General features: G+C 72.5%; 12 protein-coding genes. 4 read left to right on the top strand and 8 right to left on the bottom strand.

The features are described 5' to 3' along the window. Both AB0M46_RS29130 and AB0M46_RS29125 read right to left on the bottom strand, forming a co-directional pair. The coding region (locus AB0M46_RS29130) for a hypothetical protein (RefSeq protein WP_363341015.1) at positions 1–206 on the bottom strand (206 nt) is incomplete at its 3' end. Further along, entirely contained in the window at positions 203–2,707 is a 2,505-nt protein-coding gene (locus tag AB0M46_RS29125; protein ID WP_363341013.1) for a LuxR C-terminal-related transcriptional regulator, read from the bottom strand. The genes AB0M46_RS29130 and AB0M46_RS29125, both read right to left, overlap by 4 nt. Before the next feature lie 378 nt (positions 2,708–3,085). On the opposite strand from AB0M46_RS29125, the gene AB0M46_RS29120 reads away from it, so the two are divergent. Together AB0M46_RS29120 and AB0M46_RS29115 are read left to right on the top strand one after the other, a co-directional pair. Further along, complete coding sequence (locus AB0M46_RS29120) at positions 3,086–3,727, top strand: hypothetical protein (RefSeq protein WP_363341011.1); 642 nt, start codon at positions 3,086–3,088, stop codon at positions 3,725–3,727. 491 nt (positions 3,728–4,218) lie between these two features. Further along, on the top strand, positions 4,219–5,283 hold the full coding sequence (locus AB0M46_RS29115) for a cation diffusion facilitator family transporter (protein WP_363341009.1): 1,065 nt from the start codon (positions 4,219–4,221) through the stop codon (positions 5,281–5,283). A 60-nt stretch (positions 5,284–5,343) separates the two neighbouring features. Here AB0M46_RS29115 and AB0M46_RS29110 read toward each other — a convergent pair whose 3' ends face one another. Beyond that, positions 5,344–6,048: a hypothetical protein gene (locus AB0M46_RS29110; RefSeq protein ID WP_363341007.1), complete on the bottom strand. Its 705-nt coding sequence runs from the start codon at positions 6,046–6,048 to the stop codon at positions 5,344–5,346. A gap of 347 nt (positions 6,049–6,395) precedes the next feature. On the opposite strand from AB0M46_RS29110, the gene AB0M46_RS29105 reads away from it, so the two are divergent. After that, positions 6,396–7,259: a formylglycine-generating enzyme family protein gene (locus tag AB0M46_RS29105; RefSeq protein WP_363341023.1), complete on the top strand. Its 864-nt coding sequence runs from the start codon at positions 6,396–6,398 to the stop codon at positions 7,257–7,259. Continuing rightward, a complete protein-coding gene (locus AB0M46_RS29100; protein WP_363341005.1) occupies positions 7,153–10,005 on the top strand; it encodes a LuxR C-terminal-related transcriptional regulator in 2,853 nt (950 codons plus the stop codon). Before AB0M46_RS29105 ends, AB0M46_RS29100 begins: the two co-directional genes overlap by 107 nt. 221 nt (positions 10,006–10,226) lie before the next feature. Here AB0M46_RS29100 and AB0M46_RS29095 read toward each other — a convergent pair whose 3' ends face one another. From AB0M46_RS29095 to AB0M46_RS29075, 5 genes are all read right to left on the bottom strand, one after another. Beyond that, complete coding sequence (locus AB0M46_RS29095) at positions 10,227–11,108, bottom strand: hypothetical protein (protein ID WP_363341003.1); 882 nt, start codon at positions 11,106–11,108, stop codon at positions 10,227–10,229. A gap of 449 nt (positions 11,109–11,557) precedes the next feature. Further along, complete coding sequence (locus tag AB0M46_RS29090) at positions 11,558–12,232, bottom strand: PP2C family protein-serine/threonine phosphatase (RefSeq protein WP_363341001.1); 675 nt, start codon at positions 12,230–12,232, stop codon at positions 11,558–11,560. Between the two features lie 57 nt (positions 12,233–12,289). Continuing rightward, on the bottom strand, positions 12,290–14,962 hold the full coding sequence (locus AB0M46_RS29085) for a LuxR C-terminal-related transcriptional regulator (protein WP_363340999.1): 2,673 nt from the start codon (positions 14,960–14,962) through the stop codon (positions 12,290–12,292). Positions 14,963–15,666: 704 nt separating this feature from the next. Next, a complete protein-coding gene (locus AB0M46_RS29080) occupies positions 15,667–16,158 on the bottom strand; it encodes a MarR family transcriptional regulator (protein WP_363340997.1) in 492 nt (163 codons plus the stop codon). A gap of 24 nt (positions 16,159–16,182) precedes the next feature. After that, entirely contained in the window at positions 16,183–17,313 is a 1,131-nt protein-coding gene (locus tag AB0M46_RS29075; RefSeq protein WP_363340995.1) for a PP2C family protein-serine/threonine phosphatase, read from the bottom strand. Positions 17,314–17,367 lie beyond the last annotated feature (54 nt).

Genomic DNA, 17,367 nt, shown 5'->3' with positions numbered 1-17,367 from the left:
ACCGTGAGCAGCCCGACCGCGGCCGCGCCGAGCTCGGCGTGGGCCACGCCGCAGGCGCCCAGCGTGGGCCAGGCGACCGCGGCGGCGAGCGCACCCCACAGGCAGCGGTGGGTGGCGGCCGTGGCGGCCCCCACCTCGGCCCCGACGTGGAGCACCTTGACCAGCTGCGCTTGCTTCGCCGTGCTCGCCGGGGAACTGGGACTCACAGGAGTCGCAGTTCCCGGGCGCGCTCGACGGCCTCCCGCCGGCGGCCGGCGTGCAGCTTGCGGTAGATGTTCTTCACGTGGGTCTTCACCGTGTTGACCGACACGTAGAGCGTGGAGGCGATCTCCAGGTTCGACATGGTGCCCTGCAGGTAGCGCAGCACCGTCAGCTCCCGCTCGGTCAGCGGCTCGACCAGGTTGCCCTCGCCGCCGCCGCGGGCCCCGCCGGCCAGCGGTGACGAGCCGGCGGCCAGCTCCGCGGCGAGCGGGTGGTAGACCGGCAGCAGCGGGGCGAAGTTGGCCAGCAGGTCGCGCACGGGGTGCCCGCCGACGAGGAACGGCCGCCGGAAGCTCTCCTCCTCGGCGATGTCCAGGGCCACCTCCAGGCCGCGCAGCACGCGGTTGCGGTCGCCCAGGGCCCGCCCGGCCAGGCTGGTGAGGATGGCCGCCTGCACGGTCCAGGCCAGCGAGGCCTCCGCCGACGGTGTGGCGAACTGCGCGGCGGTCGTCGCCGCCGCGGCCGCCTTGCCCTCGATGAGCGCAGCCGAGGCGTCCACGCACGCGGCCCAGCCCGGGAACACGTCCGGGTCGCCGCCGGTGGCCACCAGGCGCCGGGCCGCGCCGAGGTCGCCGCCGCTGATGCGCAGCTCGGCCTCGGTCAGCGCGAGGGCCCGGTCGACGGAGGGGGCCAGCGGGGCGCCGCCGAGCTCGCGGCGGGCGGTGTGCAGCACCTCGAGGGCGGAGGCGAGCCGGCCCGAGCCGTGGCGCAGCTTCGCTCGTACCGTCGCGATGGAAACGAGCAGGTCGGGGTCCCCGGCGGCGAGGTCGAGGGCCTCGTCGAGCAGCCGGTCGGCCTCCGCGATGCGGTCCCACTCGCCGTAGACGCCGGCCAGGGCCATGCGCACCCAGCCGAGGTCGGTGGCGTCGGTGATGCCGAAGCGGTCCGCGGTGACCAGCGCCTGCCGGCCGAGCCGGGCGGCGGCCCGCAGCCGGCCGCGCAGCGACTCCAGCACGGCGAGCTGGCTGGCCGCGCAGACCTGGGCCTGCGCCATGCCGGCCCGCTGGGCCAGCACCAGGGCGCCGTGCAGGGGGGCGCCGGCCGCGCCCAGCTCGCCGAGGCGGAGCCGGGCCTCGCCCTCGTCGAGCAGCGTCAACGCGCGGCTCTCGTCACTGGGCGTTGCATCGGTATTTGCCGATATTTCGGACATCTCGGAGATCATGCGGCGCGGGTCACCGGCCAGCCAGGCCTCGGCCGCGGTGAGCGCCTTGAACAGCGGCGCCGAGCGGTCCCCGCCGCAGCGGCGCAGGAAGTCGCGGGTGCCCTCCAGGTCGCCGACCCGCAGCCGCTCGGCCGCGAAGGCGAGCGGCAGGCGGGGGTCGGTGTTCTCCTCGGAGGCCGGCGCGTGCGGCGCGGCCTCGTGCGGCCGGTCGTAGCGGACCCCGCCGACGATGTCCGGCCAGTGCCGGTCGAGCGTCTCCACCGCGCCCGCCCAGTCCTCGGCCAGCAGCGCGTGGCGCATCGCCTCGGCCGGGATGCCGTAGGTGCCGTGCCAGGCGGCGGCCCGCCGGTGCAGCTCGCCGACCCGCTCCGGGCTGCGACGCAGCAGTTCGGCGTGCAGGGTGCGGGCGAAGAGCGGGTGGAAGCGGTACCAGCCGCCGGGGCCGGCGTTGCGGGTCAGGAACGCGTTGGAGCCCTTGAGCTCGGCCAGCACCCGGGCCCCGTCGTCGCGGCCGGTGATCGCCTCGACCAGGCCCGCGTTGAGCCGCGGGGCGATCGCCGCCTCCAGCAGCAGACGCCGGGTCTCGGCCGGCAGCGGGTCGATCACCTCGCCGGTGAGGAAGTCGCCGACCGCGGTGCTGAACGCGCCGCCGTCGTCGAGCACCCGCTCCGGCTCCGGGTGCCCGTGCATCGCCATCGCGGCGAGGCGGACGCCGGCCGGCCAGCCTTCGGTGATCGAGTGCAGTGCGTACAGCGTCGAGCTCGGCAGGACCACGTCGTGGGCGGCCAGCAGCTGCGCCGTCTCGGCGATGGTGAGCGACAGGTCGGCCGTGCGTACTTCGGTCAGCGAGCCGTTGACCCGCCAGCGGTACAACGGCAGTGAGGGATCCCGCCGGCAGGACAGCACCAGCCGCAGCCGGCCCATGCCGTGGCGCACCAGCGATTCCAGCTCGGCCAGCGCGTCGGGGTCGCTGATCTCGCGTACGTCGTCCACGACCACCACGTGCGGCTGCTGCAGCGAGTCCACCGCCCGCAGCAGGTCGTCGCCGTCGCTCTTCTCCGAGTGTGTCGACAGGGCGCCGAGCAGCTGCCCCGGCACGTCCGAGCCGTGCTCGGAGTGTGACGTCACCCAGCGCACCACCGGCACCTCGGCGCTGTCGCCGATACGGACCGCGCGGGCCCACGCGACCAGGGCGGCGGTCTTGCCCCAGCCGGCCGGCGCGGTCACCAGCGTCAGCGGCGAGCGCACCGCGGCGTCCAATTGGGCGACCACTCGCTCCCGCATCACGTACCCCGGCGGGAGATCCGGCACCGCCAATGACGGCGGTGCGAAACCTCGGCGATCCTGCTGTACCAACGCTTGTGACACCCGTGCCCCCCGAAATCGCTTTCCCGGCCTGGTTTTCGCTTCGTCTTTCATCCGGGTCAAACGTGACGAGCAAAGCACCGCCGCACGCTGCAGCGCCTCACCCTGGCTGGGTGGTCTACCAGCCTCCAGTGAGGCGCATTCCCTTACGTGCCAACGGTTCCATCGACACTATTGCACCGCCACGCGCGCCGCCGGAGGCTCACCCGCGGAGGATGAAGCGCGGTCACCATTCTCATCGGCAGCGTTCGCCTGTCGCCCGTCACGGGAACGGGCCGGGGAGGAGGGTGAGCCAGCATGAGCGCGGTTGTGGGCGAGATCGAACTGCGTCCCGAGAACGGCTTCGAGCTGAGCCTGCGGGGCTATCATCGCGCCCAGGTCGATCGGTACATCGCCACCTTGCAGATGCGCCTGACCACGGCGGAGACGGAGCTCGCCTCGGTCCGCTACCGGGAGCAGCAGCTCACGGGCCGGGTGGAGAGGCTCGGCGCTGAACTCAAGAAGTGCACGTGTGCCGACGAGTCCTCCAAGGTGGTGGGCGGGCGCATCCAGCGGATGATCGAGCTCGCCGAGGAGGAGGCGGGTGCGCTGCGCCTGCAGGCCCAGGAGGACCTCGACAAGGCCCGGGAGGCCGGCGAAGCGCTGCTGGCCGACGCCCGCAAGCACGCCGAGGACGCCATGCGGGAGTTCCAGACGACCCTGTCGAAGCGCCGCGCGGACGAGGCCCGCGCCGAGGCGAACCGGCGGGCCCAGTGGGACGCCCGCCGCCAGCGCCAGCGAGAGGCGGCCGAGAACCTCCTGGCCACCACGCGCTCGGTCGGCACCGACAGTGTGCAGGTGACCAGGCGTCTGCTCGACGCCCTGATCGCCGAGCACACCAAGCTGCTCGCCGAGGTCGAAATGGCCGAGAAGGAGATGGCCAACCTCTCGTCCGCATGATGTCGATCCGGCAGGTGCTTCACCCATGACGGGTGACGACGGATCATCCCGGCAGCAGACAGGATCTCTTATGTGACAAGGCAAACGACGGGTGGAACTGCGACGGTGACTGCTGCATCGTCCACAGTGGACACCCGGTCCCGCCAGCCGCGGGCGTCGCGTCGTCGGTGGTCCCCGGCGCGACGGACCCAGCTGGGCCGGTCGGTGAAAACCGTTGAGCAGGGGGTACTCAGCGGTCCAGGAGTCAGCGGTGAACATGGCCCGCGTCCTGAGCACCGGCCGGCCTTCAGCGAGGGCGGCGGGAGCCGATGGGTGGGCGGCTGATCCGGAGGAGGCCGCCCACCCATCGCAAGTCATTTCGCCCCTTTTATAGGCGTTGCGCTCCACTCACTCCGTGAAGCGTTCTGCTCCACCAGGACGGCGCTCGGCGCCGGCGCGCTCCCAGGCCCGCGCCGGCGCCATCCGCGCCGTTTTCTGCGATGGTGGAGTCCATGGCCTCGTCTTGGTGGCATCGCGTCCGGCACGCCCTGGCCCCGCACTCGCACGACGCCGCCGGCAAGGTGGACCCGGCGATGGAGGGCTCCCGCGAGGGCATCCGGGCGCTGTGGGTCTCCCTGGCCGTCCTCGGCCTCACCGCCGCCCTGCAGGCGCTGGTCGCGGCCTGGTCCGGCTCGGTCGCCCTGCTCGGCGACACCCTGCACAACGTGGCCGACGCGCTGACCGCGGTGCCGCTGGGCATCGCCTTCGTCGTGGGCCGCCGCCCGCCGACCCGGCGTTACACGTACGGCTACGGCCGCGCCGAGGACCTGGCCGGCATCGCGATCGTGCTGACCATCGCCGCGTCGGCCGCCGTGGCCGCCTATGCCGCCCTCGACCGGCTCCTGCATCCGGCCGCGGTGACGCGCCTGCCGTTCGTGGCCGCGGCCGCCCTGATCGGCTTCGCCGGCAACGAGCTGGTCGCCCGCCTCCGCATCCGGGTCGGCCGCCGGATCGGCTCGGCCGCCCTGGTCGCCGATGGCCTGCACGCCCGCAGCGACGGCCTGACCTCCCTGGCGGTGCTGCTGGGGGCCGGTGGCGTGGCCGTCGGCTGGACCTGGGCCGACCCCGTGGTGGGCCTGCTCATCACCCTGGCCATCCTGTTCGTGCTCAAGGACGCGGCGCGCGAGGTGTACCGCCGCCTGATGGACGCCGTCGACCCGGCCCTGCTGGCCATGGCGGAGCAGGCCCTGGCCGGCACTCCGGGCGTACGGCGGGTCTCGGGGCTGCGGATGCGCTGGGTCGGGCATCGGCTGCACGCGGAGACGAACCTGGTCGTGGCCGCGGAGTTGTCGCTGGGGGAGGCGCACGCGATCGCGGTGGAAGCGGAGCATCGGCTGCTGCACGCGGTGCCCCGCCTGACGGCCGCCACCGTGCACCCGGACCCGGAGTCGGCCGACGCCCACGCCTCGCTCGCCCACCACCACGCGCCGGCCGCCCAGGAGCACCGGCACGCGGAGCTGGAGGAGCCTCGGGGGCATGGCCACCACCACCACGGCCACGACCACCATCACGGCTGAATCCGGCACGCGGGGAGCGTGCCGGATTCAGGATGCTCTGCCGGTCAGGATGAGACGGAGTCAGGCGGCGCCGGTGCCGTGGCCCGAGGTCGGGGCGGCCGAGGAAGAGGAAGAGGACGAGCCGGTGCCGTGGCTGGGCGGGTACGGCCCGGCGCCGGGCGTCGGCTGGCCCGGCCGCTGGTACTCCGGGTGCTCGCCCACCGGCGGGTACTCGCCGGCCTGCTGGTACTCGCCGCTCTGCGGGTACTCGGCGGAGTGGGCCGGGGTGCCGCGGGGCGGGTTCATCGGGAAGGCGGCCTCGCGGGGCTGCTGGTCGCGGTCGGCGCGGTGCACGCCGCCGACCGCGGGTGCCACCGCGGTCTCGATCTCCCGGGGAACCCAGTGGACGGTCAGCGCGTAGATGATGATCACGTCGAGGGCGATCATGAGGATGGACCACACCGGGAACGCGCCGATGGACGAGATCTGGGTCAGCACGTGCAGGCAGGAGATCACGATCGCCGCGATCCGGGCCACCGGGTTGCGGGCGAAGAGCCCGATGCCGGCCAGCGTGAGCAGGGCGCCGAAGACGACCAGCACCACGCCATAGCCGATCAGGTTGACCACGATCAGGCTGTCGCCGTTGATGAACGTGATCTGGCGCTGCACCAGGGCGACGAGGCCCTCGAGGATGTTCAGCACGCCGAGGACGCAGAGCAGTACCGCCGCGAACGTGATCCAGCCCTGCCAGGTTCCGCTCCTGCGGGTGGTGCCGATCTCTGCCATGACCTCTGTCTCCCTTCGACCGAACGACTGGACGACTCAGGAATCTGGGGAGGGTCACGGGGCCCGCCGATCGGCCGCGGCGGACAAGAGAGGAGGCGCCGCGGCCGAATCCGGCGAAAGCTCGTGTGGCTACCTCCCTCCCTTGCACATGCGCTTGTACCGGTTGTTGGATGCCGTACCGGTCTTTTGAAAGCGATGGTTCGACCGGCCCGGATGACCGGGCATCACCCCGCACGTGTGAATGCACCCCGGTACCCTCCGAACAGCTCGGAGTTGCTCGATGGGGCCTCACCCGGGGTGGGTGAGGACCAGTCACCCAAGGTCGTTCGCACAATGCGCTCGTGGAGATGGCCTGGATCCCCGGTGGCACCTTCGCCATGGGCGCCGAGGGCTTCTATCCGGAAGAGGCGCCCGTTTGCAAGGTGGCGGTCGATGGTTACTGGATCGATTCGCACCCCGTGACGAATGCGGAGTTCGCCCTGTTCGCGCAGGAGACCGGGTACTTGACGGTCGCCGAGCGGCCCACTGACCAGGGGCCGCCGGGCTCGATGGTGTTCGTGCAGCCGCCGGGTCCGGTGCCGCTGCGCGACTGGCGAGTGTGGTGGGAGCTGCGGCCCGGGGCGTCCTGGCGGCAGCCGTTCGGGCCCGGCTCGGACATCCGCAAGCGGTCCGCGCACCCCGTGGTGCACGTGGCCTACGAGGACGCCGCCGCGTACGCCGCCTGGGCCGGCAAGGACCTGCCCACGGAGGCGGAGTGGGAGTTCGCCGCCCGCGGCGGGCTGGACGGCATCGCCTATCCGTGGGGTGAGGACCCCGAGCCCGGGCGGGCCAACATCTGGCAGGGCATTTTCCCCTGGCTGGACCGCAGCGAGGACGGCCACGGGACGAGCCCGGTGGGGGCGTTCGCGGCGAACGCGTACGGGCTGTTCGACGTGGTCGGCAACGTGTGGGAGTGGACCTCGGACTACTACCGCTCCGGCAACGCCCGGTTCGGTGAGGTCGAGGGTGAGATCCCGGAGAACCCCCGCGTAGACTCCCCGCCCGGGGCTAGCGTGTTCGCCAGCCGGGTGGTGAAGGGTGGCTCGTACCTGTGCTCGACGGGGTATGACCACCGGTTCCGTCCCGCGGCGCGGCAGCCCGAGGCGATCGACAACGGTAGCTGTCATGTGGGCTTCCGGTGCGTGCGAAGGCCGGCTCAAGCGAGCGGGTGATCACAGCCCGTCATTGGTTCACCCCCTACGGGTGAGGCGACATCACCTTTTGTCGCCTCACAATCCCGTGGTCATCCGCCGTGCTGCGGTGGGTGGGAGGGGGCGAAAGACGTTGGGGCAGAAAACGCTCGTTGACACCATCACCCGTCCCGCACTGCACTTCGCAGTGCCTGAGCCGCCCCGCTATCACGTGCCGCGACCGCGTCTGCTGGACGCACTTGATCGCGCCGTGGCGGGACCTTTGACATTGATTTCCGCACCGGCGGGGTGGGGCAAGACCACCCTGCTGGCCGAGTGGGTGACGGCGGGGCGTGCGCCCTGGCCGCTGGCGTGGTTGACCGTCGAGGCGCACCACGGCCCACGCTTTTGGGAGCACGTGCTCGACGCGATCAGCCAGGTGACCGGCGAGCAGCCGGAATCCGAGGCGGGTGGTGAGGGGCCGGGTGAGGCGCTGGAGGCGCTCATCACCGTGCTGCGCCGCGCGGGGCCACCCGTGGTCCTGGTCCTGGACGACCTCCAGGAACTGTCCGTGCAGCGAGTGTGGGGCGAACTGGAGACGCTGCTTTCCCAGGCGGGCGACCGCCTCCGTCTCATCATCGCCTGCCGCACCGATCCGGCGCTCACGCTGTACCGCTTCCGGATCCGCGGCGCGCTCAGCGAGCTGCGCACCGGGCCGCTCGGCTTCACCCTCGACGAGACCGCGCAGATGCTCGGCGCGCACGGGGTGCGGCTGGCCGAGTCGGCGCTGGTCGAGCTGCACGCGGTGATGAAGGGCTGGGCCGCCGGCCTGCGCCTGGCCGCGCTCGCGGTGCAGGGGCACCCGGAGCCGGACAGCCTGGTGCCGCGGTTCGCGCTGCAGGACCGGGCACTGGGGGAGTACCTGGTCGGCGAGGTGTTCGACACGCTGCCGGAGGACGTCCGCGAAGTCGTCCTGTGCACGTCGGTCCTCGACCAGGTCAGCTCGGAGCTCGTGGAGGCGCTCACCGGCCGGGTGGACGGCGCGCGCATCCTCGCCCAGCTCGAGCACTCGAACCTCTTCGTGGTGCAGGGCAGTGGCAACGCCGGGATGTACCGGTGCCACCCGCTGTTCGGGCTGATGCTGTACGACGAGCTGCGCCACCGCCGGCCGGAGCAGGTGCGCCAGTTGCACCGGCGGGCGGCCGACTGGTTCGCCGCGCACGACCTGCCGGCCGACGCGCTGCGACATGCGCTCGCGGCGCGCAACTGGAGCCAGGCCTCGGAACTGCTGGCCGCGAGCTGGCAGGAGCTGGTGCCGGGGGCCCGGATGCGCACCATCAAGGAGCTCGTGCCGCCGCCGCCGCAGGAGGTGCGCAACGATCCGAAGCTGGCCCTGGCCTTTGCCGCCGAGCGGCTCGACGCCAGCGACCCGCAGGGCACGGAGACGTTCCTGCACCTGGTCGACCGCTCACAGCACACGCTCGTCGACTCGGCCCGCGCGGCTTTGCGCCCGATCGTGGACAGCTTTCGGATGGCGGAGGCTCACCAGAGCCAGAAGCCGGAACTGGTACTGGCGACAGCGCCACTCCTGCTGAGGGAGGACACCGGCCTCGACGACCAGGACACCGCGCGGATGCGCGCCCTGGCCCTCGTCGCCGTGGGCGGCGCGCGGCTCATCCAGGGTGACCTCAACGCCGCCGAGCACGCGCTGCTGGAGTCGCTCAACCTGGCCCGCCGCTGCGGCGGGGTGCAGTCCCAGCTCGCCGCCCTGCGCCAGCTCGCGCAGCTCAACGCGGCCCGCGGGCGGCTGACGGCGGCGATGCGCTACGGCAAGGAGACCCTTGCCCTGGCCGATCGCGAGGGCCAGACCCAGGGCAGCGACGTCGTGTGGGCCCAGCTCACCGTGGCCGAGGTCTGTTACCTGCAGGCCCGCGTCCGGGCGGCCGAGCATTACCTGGAGCGCGCCCTGGACGGGGGCGGCCTGGCCGACCCGGCCCTGGTGGCGGTGGCGACCATGACGAGGGCGCACATCCGAGCCGCGGCCGGCGACGCCCGTTCCGCGTGCACCGAGCTGTCGGCCATCCGCCGGCAGCTCGCCGACTGGCGGTACACGCCGCGAATGCAGCACTGCGTCACCCTCGCCGAGGCCGAGCTGCGCCTGGCGGCGGGTGACGTCGAGGCGGCCAAGCGCCTGCTGACCATCGACCCGGTGGAGATGCTGGCACCTTGGCTGGGCGTGGTGCGCGCCAAGGCCCACCTGTCCGAGCGCCGCCCGGCCGCGGCGCTGGGTGCGGTGCAGCCGTACCTGGAGTCCACCACGGGCTCGCTGGTCTGGACGGTCGACGCCAACCTCACCAGTGCCCGGGCCCTGCGCGCGCTCGGCGACCGCTCGAAGGCCGGCAGGGCCCTCGAGCAGGCCCTGCGCTTCGCCGACGACGAGACCATCCGCTGGCCCTTCGTCGCCGGCGGGCAGCCGGTGCGGGAGCTGCTCGTGACGTACCTCCCGGCCGGCAGCGGCTACCGCGGCCTGGCCGAGGACATCGCCCAGGAGCTGACCGGCTTCGGGCGTCCCCCGGCCGCGGCCGGCGAGCTGGCCGAGCCGCTGACCGAGCGGGAGCTGGCGGTGCTGCGCTACCTGCAGGGCACGCTGTCGGCGGGGGAGATCGCCTCGATGCTGTACGTCTCGGTCAACACCGTGAAGACGCACATGAAGAACATCTACCGCAAGCTCGGCGTGGGGCGGCGGCGGGAGGTGATCGAGCGCGCACGTGAGCTCAATCTGCTGTAACCCCGGCCTGAAGAGGAGCGCGGCCCCATTACCCGGGCCGCGCTCCTCTTTGTATGTCCGTCTTGGTATGTCCGTCCGTCTTCAGGGGGATCGCGACACATGCCGGGAGCTGCGTGCCACCGACCGGCGCCCTGCCCAATGAGTGGCAGGGCGCAGAAAAGGACAGCGGCGGCGTACCCCACGAGGGGGAACGCCGCCGCTGTCCGGCGGGGTGTGGGCTCTCAGCGGTTCACGTAGGGCCGGGCGCCGATGGCGGCGAGCGGCTCACCATCGCCCGGGCCGGCGACCGAGGCCGCCGCGATGGCCGCCTCGCTGGCCAGGACCATCGGCAGCGGGTCAATCAGCGGGTCCAGGGACTCGAGCGAGGCGCGCTGGATCGGGAACCGGGTCTCGTCGGCCACCTCGTCGTCGAGCGGGACCGGGACCGTGGCCTGGCCGATGGCGCGCACCCACGCCGTCGGCGGCTCGCCGACCAGCTCGGCCTCGACCGTCTCGTCCGCCAGGGAGGTGTGGACCGGGGCGCCCACCGAGGCGGTCACGACGACCGTGTCCTGCATGGACAGCGGCGCGCCGTCGGGCTCCGACGCGCTGGTGAGCAGGTCGATGAGGATGATGTCGTCGCGTTCGGTGCTGTGGCGGACCACCGGGCGCCCACCCTTCTTGTGCTTGCCGCGGTACGCGTCCGAGCGGCTGTTGCGGCGCAGGGCCAGCTTCGCCGTCTGGACGCGGGGCGCGGCGGCCGGCGGCTGCTCGTCGAGCGCCGGGGCCGCCTCGACGCTGCCCCGCGGCACCGTCAGGATGAACAGGATGATCACGTCCAGCGTGACCATCAGCAGCGACCAGGCCGGGTAGGCCCGCAGCATGGCCAGCTGTGAGATCGCGTGCAGGGCCACCACGCTCACGGCGGCCAGCTTGGCGCTGGGCTTGCGGGCGCGAAGCGCGAAGCCGGTGGCCGCGAGCAGGACGCCCAGCGTCACCGTGGCCGCGGCCCAGGTGCCGGCGCTGGTGAACGCCACGTCATTGCGGTCGAAGCCGACCCCTCCGCTGGCGAATCCCACCAGCAGTCCCTGCGAGACGTTCAGCGTGCCCACCAACGCGAGCATCGTCGTACCGAACGTCCGAAATTCCTTGACCCGCATCCGCCCGTCTTCTCCCTTGATTTCTTGACCTGTGGCCGCGACCAAAAACCGGAACACCGGAGGGAGACAAGGGGAGGGAAAAACGCGTGAGGCCGTGCCGGTCCCCGGTCGAAACCGAAGACCGGCACGGCCTATATCCCCCGTTACTTGTTCCCCCCGGAACAGGCCCGACCCGTGGTGTCCGGTCCCGCCGCCCGCGGCACCGGACACCGGCGCAGACCCCTCCGCGCCGGGCTACAGGACACCGGTTGATCCCTCCCGCGGACAGTGGTGGATCCCCCGGCCGCCCCGCTCCCGGACATCGGCGCCTGCCTCAGTCGGCAACGTGTCGTGCCTGCACACATACTTCGAGCGAGCCGGGTGAATGGGAATCACCCTCGATGGGTGAACGGCCGGGTGGCGGATCTGCAGGTCTACACCGGCTCGGCGGCGAGCAGGCAGGCGTCGTCGTCGGGGTTACCGATCGGGGCGAGGTCGAGGGCGGTGCGCACGCGCTCGCCGGGCGCGGAGGCGCGCAGGGCCAGCCGGACGTCGTCCGCCAGGTGCCGCACGCCCTCGTCGATGGCCTGGTCGCGCTGCTCGACGACGCCGTCGGTGAACATCAGCAGCAGGTCGCCGGCGTCCACCACCACGTGGGCGGTGGCGTAGCGGGCGGCCGGGTCGACACCGAGCGCCATGCCACTGGGCTGGGCCAGCTGGCTCACCCCGGCCGCAGTGGCCCGCAGGATCGGCAGGTGGCCGGCCCGGGACCAGGTGAGGGTGTGATCGGACGGGCGGAAACGGCCGCAGACCGCCGTCGCCAGGGTGGTCTGCGGGCGGCGGCACAGCATCCGGTTGAGGGCGGCCAGGATCGCCCCCGGCTCGTCGCCGGCCAGCGCGAGGCGGGTCATGGCCGCGCGCAGCCGCATCATCGTCGCGGCGGCGGCGCGGCCGTGGCCCATCACGTCGCCGACCGCGAGCATCACGTCCCCGCCGGGCAGCGGGGTGGTGAGATACCAGTCACCCCCGAGGCCGCCACAGTGGTCGGCGACGGCGTACCGCACGCCTACCCGGACCCCGTTGACCTGCTCGCGCACCGCCATAGCCATGCCGCATATCGTGTCCCCGTCACGGTGTGCGGCGGCTCGCCTAACCCGGGTGAGAGGTTAGATGAGGCTCAGTTCGCGGCCTCGTCGCACGGCGTCGCGGCGGCGGCTCACTCCCAGCTTGCGGTAGACGTGCCGGACGTGGGTCTTGACCGTGTTGGACGAGACGCTGAGCACGGTGGCGATCTCGGCGATGGAGAGCATGCTGCGCAGGTACTGCAGCACCAGCATCTCCCGCTCCGTCAGGGGATCGGCCATGTGCTCGGCCGCCACCTCGAACACGTCGGCGGGCGGCTCGGCCGGCGCGGACGGCTCGTCGGGCTCGGACGGCGTGACCTGCGGGGGCGGGTCGTCCAGCAGCTCGGTGATCCAGCCGCCGTGGCTCAGGAACGGGCCGCGGATGCCCTCCGGGCCGGCCAGCCGCAGCGCGTGCTGGATCTGCTCGGCCGCCCCGGCGACGTCGCCCAGCTGCCGCAGGGACTGGGCCAGCAGTACCGTCGCGGCCACCGTGGTGACGAGGGAGGCGGGCTGCGCGGCCAGCGCGTCCTCCAGGGTGCGGGCGGCCAGCTCGGGCCGGCCCAGGGCGACGCTCAGCCGGGCGTGGCCGAGCGCCACGGCCGGGGCGCCCGGGAAGTGCCGGTCGAGCTCGTCGAGCACCGCGCGGGCCTTGTCCGGCCTCCCTTCGGCCAGGCACAGGTCGGCCTGCAGCACCCGGGCGCCGATCTCGGGGGTCGGCGGCATGGTGCCGATCCGGCTGCCCAGCAGCGGCTCCAGGGCCTCGGCCGCGCCGGCCAGGTCCTCCTGGTCGGCCAGCAGCTGGGCCAGGTTGATCGCGCCGCTCACCCAGCCGTGCGGGTCGGGCGCCACCTCGGCCGTGATGCTCTCGTCGATGTGGTACCGCGCCTCGTCGAGCTGCCCGCGCGCCCGGCAGACCGCGGTGAGCACCAGCCGGGCATGGCTGATGTTGCGCGACTCGCTGATCCCGGCGTCGCGGGAGCCGTCGAGCACCCGGCGGGCGCAGGCGGCGGCGGCCGAGAGCCGGCCGCGGTGCAGGTGTGCCAGCGCCTGCTGCCGGTTGGCCTGCACGATGAGCAGGTTGAACCCGGACTTGCGGGCCAGCGCCGCGCCCGGCTCCAGCGCGGAGTCGGCGTCGTCGATCGCGTCGTGCGCGATGCCGCAGCCGGCCAGGGTCAGGTAAGCGACGGCGCGGGCGGCGTCGGCGGCGTCGGCGTAGAGGTGCTCGTCGGCGGCATCGTCGATGCGGCGCAGCAGCAGCGCGGCGGCGTCGGCGGAGCGCTCCGGGTCCTCGGCGCTCACCGCCTCGGCCAGCCGCATGGCCGCCAGCACCTCGGCGTCGAGCGGCTGGGGCGACTCGCCCAGCGCCCGCTCGCCCAGCCGGATGAAGGCCGACATGCCGGCCGCGTCGCCGGTCTCACGGCAGCAGATGGCCAGCGCGAAGGCGAGCATCGGGCGGTCGGCGATGTCCGCCGGAGGACGCGGGCCGGTCCGCGGCGCCATCGCGCGCGGTCCCGACCCGCAGAGTTCAGGCCAGTACTGCGCGAATAATCGCTCCGCGGTGACCCAGTCGGCGCCGAGCACCGCGTGCACCACCGCGTCGCCGGGCAGCCCGTTGGCCGCGTACCAGCCCGCCGCCGCCCGGTGCAGGGACCGCTCCTCGGCCGCGAGCGTGGCGTGCACCTCGGCGCGCAGCACCGAGCGCAGCAGGCGGCGGTAGCGGTACCACGAGTGCGAGCCGCCGTAGAAGGTGGCCAGGCCGTTCGCCCGGCTCGCCTGGGCCAGCTGCCGGGCGCCGTTGCGGCTGCCGGTCAGGGCCTCGACCAGCCCGGGGCAGACCGTCTCCACGATCGAGGTGCGCAGCATGACGTCGTACACGTCGGGGTCGAGGCCGGCCAGGATCTCCCGCTGCACGTACTCGGCGAGCCCCACCTGCTCGTTCGGCCCGGCCGCGCCGGCCAGCAGGTCGGTGACCACCCGCTCGGGCTCGTGCCGGCCGACCATTGCCGAGAGCGCCACCGCCACCGCGGCCGGCCAGCCCTCGGTGACGTGCCACAGCGCGTGCCGGAAGTGCTGGGCCAGCCGCACCTCGTGCCGCTCCGCGAGTCCGGCGATCTCGGCCTGGGTGAAGGCGAGGTGATCGGCGCGCAGCTCGGTCAGCTGGCCGCGGACCCGCCAGCGGTACAGCGACAGCGGCGGCTCGCTGCGGGCCAGCAGCAGGAAGCCGATCCGGTCGCCGAGCCGGGTCATCAGGCGTTCGATGCGGCGCAGCACCGTGCGGTTGGTGACGTTGTGCAGGTCGTCGAGGACGACCGCCGCCCGCTCGGCCATCCGGCCGCTGCCCCACGCGTAGGCGGCCGGGTCCAGCGGGATGCCGGCCTCGGTCAGCGCCGAGGTGAGCTGCTGCCAGGCGGCCGAGCCGCAGTTGGGCTCGAAGCGCACGTAGGCGGTCCGCCCGAGCGCCCGGCCCGCGCGCAGCCACGAGGTGGCGAGCACCGTCTTGCCCCAGCCGGTGGGTGCGCAGACGAGCGTGACGGGCTGCTCCACGGCCGCGTCGAGGTGGTCGAGCAGCCGTCCCCGCTCCAGGTGTACCCCGGGCAGGGCCGGAACCTCCCGATCGGCGGCGACGGGCGGTGCGGGCCGCACCTCCAAGGGCCGGACCGTGGCGGCCCAGCCGGACGAGCCGAGGAATCGCTCGGCGGCGTCGTTGTGCGCCAATCTGTCAAGCGTGGTTTCGCCGTGGTGGCTCGTATGCACCGGCACTCCCGTAGCCGCGGGTTTTCGACGTGCCCGGACAGGGCGTCCTTCCTGTGTGTGACTGGTCGTGTACCGACGTCGAACACCATAGAACTCGGAGCGCGTTTCGCGCAGCGCCCCATTCACATATGTCGATCAGGGAAGACGTGGAGTGGCCCCCAGTTCCGGCATTCAGGCGGCAACTTTTTTGAAGTTCGTCGATATATTGCTGCCTTGTGGCAAAACGCCCTGTGCGCACGGGCCGCAGTGTTCGGCAGTGTTTGCCCGGTTTTCGGGACGGTGTGAGATGTGACCGAGTGGCCATCGGCTACAGAGCGTGAGACTGGCAACAGCAGGCACCAGTCGCCATCTGGTCGTCATGTGGGGCGGCACGGTTGCCCGCCGTGGGGGCCGGGCCCGAAACGCCTCCATTGCGGATGGCCTCGGTGTGTCGCCACCAATTTTGCTCAAATTCAAGTCGATCATTACCTAAATGGCGCACGAATTGCCCTAATTCGTTACCTAGAATTACAAGCTTGTCATCAGTGAAATTCCTCTTAGATCGAGGATCTTTTACTCAAACACGTGCCAATCTGCAAATTGCACACGTCAAATATTGTCATATATCGACAAATCGGGCACTGGGCAGCTGCGGGAAGCCCGCAAGATTCCGCGGGTGTGCCGTGTCAGCTTGCCTGGGCCGCCGAGTCGTTCTCGACCAGGGGTACCCCGGAGGCGAGCGCGAAGGACGACAAGCCCTGCATCAGCGCGGCCCGGTCGTCGGGCGACATGCGCCGCAGCACCGCCGTGATGGTGTCCTGGCGCTGGCGGCCCAGCCCCTCGAGCAGCCGGCGCGCGGTCGGCGTCAGCACCAGCCACACCTCGCGCCGGTCCCGCTCGTCGGCGGTGCGCCGCAGCAGGTCGGCCGCCTCCAGCCGGTCGCACAGCCGGCTGGCCGAGGAGGGCGCGGTGTGCAGCGCGATGGCGAGCTGGGTCAGGTTGACCGACCCGGCCTGCGCGACGACGCCGAGCACCCGTAACTGGGCGGCGGACACGCCGGAGTTGTCGTTGGCCGCGCTCGTGGCGAGGACGAGTGCCTGGCCGGCCGCATCGACAAGCGTCGCGGCGGCGGCCAGGTCATCGTGGCCTGACGGGTGCGGTGAGGGTCGGCTCCGCACGATGTCCTCCGGGTGTCGCGGGGGTCACGGGTCGGCTCGGGGCGACCAGTCCAGGCAGATGATCAATGCATCGTCGACTGGCTCGGCGCCCGCGTGATAGTCACGAAGGCTCCTCATGACGCTGCTGATCGCCTCGGCCGGAGGCTGCAACCGCGTCGATCGTATGGCACGACTCAACTCCCGCTCACCGTACGTCGCCTCGTTCGGCCGTGCGGCGTTGTGCACGCCGTCGCTGACCACGAACAGCCGATCGCCGGGCTCCAGCTGGGCACTTTCCTCGATGTACCGGGTGTCGCCGAACATGCCGAGCGGCAGCTGCGGGTCGAGTTCCATGTCGCGAACCTGACCGCCCCGCACGAGCAGCATCCGCGGCGAGCCGGCGTCGATCATGCGCAGTTGCCCGGTGACCGTGTTGAGCGTGAGCAGGAGCGTCGAGAGGTGCTTCGCGCCGCCGTACTGCGAGAAGATCGCGTCCGCGGCCAGCACCGCCTGGTCGACCAGGTCGCCGCCGTGGCTCTGGCCCGCGGGCACGGAGCGGCGGGCGTTGCGCATGGCGTTGACCGCGAGCGAGGTCAGCACGGCCGCGTCCAGGCCGGTGCCCATGCCGTTGAGCGCGGTCACGGTGAGCCAGTCGCCGTTGACCGACCAGTCGAAGTGGTCGCCGCAGACCGCGTAGGCCGGCTCCAGCTGCCCGGCGAAGCGCACGCCCGGCTGGTCGTAGCCGCGGGCGGGCAGCAGGTCCCACTGCATCTCCGCGGCCATCGTGAGCCGGCCGGCGCGCCGCCGGGCCATGTGGTAGCGGTCGGTGCGCCGGTAGGCGGCGGCCATCGCGACCGCGAAGCACTCGGCGATGTCCTCCAGCCGGGGCCGCTGCGAGGCCAGCCGGTCCGCGTCGAGGGCGACGCTGAGCACCCCGACCCGCTCGCCCCAGGTGGTCACCGGCAGGTGCAGTCGGGCCAGCGACTGCCCCTCGCGGGTCTCCAGCACCGGCGCCTGGCTGGCGAACGCCCGCTGGGCCGGGGCCAGTTGGTCCCCGACGGCGTCGAGCGCCTCGACGCCGGCCGGCGACAGGGTCGTGGTGCGGTAGTCGGCCAGCCAAACGGTGCTGGTCTTGACCCCGTGGGAAGCACTGAGGTACACGTCGAGCGTTTCCACCAGCCGGTCCGGTGGAGCCGCGCGCAGTGCCTTTTCGATGGAGCCAACGCCGGA

This window comes from Dactylosporangium sp. NPDC051485 (genome assembly GCF_040682015.1).
Taxonomy (GTDB): domain Bacteria; phylum Actinomycetota; class Actinomycetes; order Mycobacteriales; family Micromonosporaceae; genus Dactylosporangium.
The sequence above is the reverse complement of the archived record's forward strand: the minus strand, read 5'-3'. Positions and strand labels throughout refer to the sequence as shown.

Excerpts from the sequence above, each read along its gene's own strand:
- AB0M46_RS29125 (WP_363341013.1), bottom strand. The coding sequence starts at position 2,707 with ATGCGGGAGCGAGTGGTCGCCCAATTGGACGCCGCGGTGCGCTCGCCG.
- AB0M46_RS29120 (WP_363341011.1), top strand. The coding sequence starts at position 3,086 with ATGAGCGCGGTTGTGGGCGAGATCGAACTGCGTCCCGAGAACGGCTTC.
- AB0M46_RS29115 (WP_363341009.1), top strand. The coding sequence starts at position 4,219 with ATGGCCTCGTCTTGGTGGCATCGCGTCCGGCACGCCCTGGCCCCGCAC.
- AB0M46_RS29110 (WP_363341007.1), bottom strand. The coding sequence starts at position 6,048 with ATGGCAGAGATCGGCACCACCCGCAGGAGCGGAACCTGGCAGGGCTGG.
- AB0M46_RS29105 (WP_363341023.1), top strand. The coding sequence starts at position 6,396 with ATGGCCTGGATCCCCGGTGGCACCTTCGCCATGGGCGCCGAGGGCTTC.
- AB0M46_RS29100 (WP_363341005.1), top strand. The coding sequence starts at position 7,153 with ATGACCACCGGTTCCGTCCCGCGGCGCGGCAGCCCGAGGCGATCGACA.
- AB0M46_RS29095 (WP_363341003.1), bottom strand. The coding sequence starts at position 11,108 with ATGCTCGCGTTGGTGGGCACGCTGAACGTCTCGCAGGGACTGCTGGTG.
- AB0M46_RS29090 (WP_363341001.1), bottom strand. The coding sequence starts at position 12,232 with ATGGCTATGGCGGTGCGCGAGCAGGTCAACGGGGTCCGGGTAGGCGTG.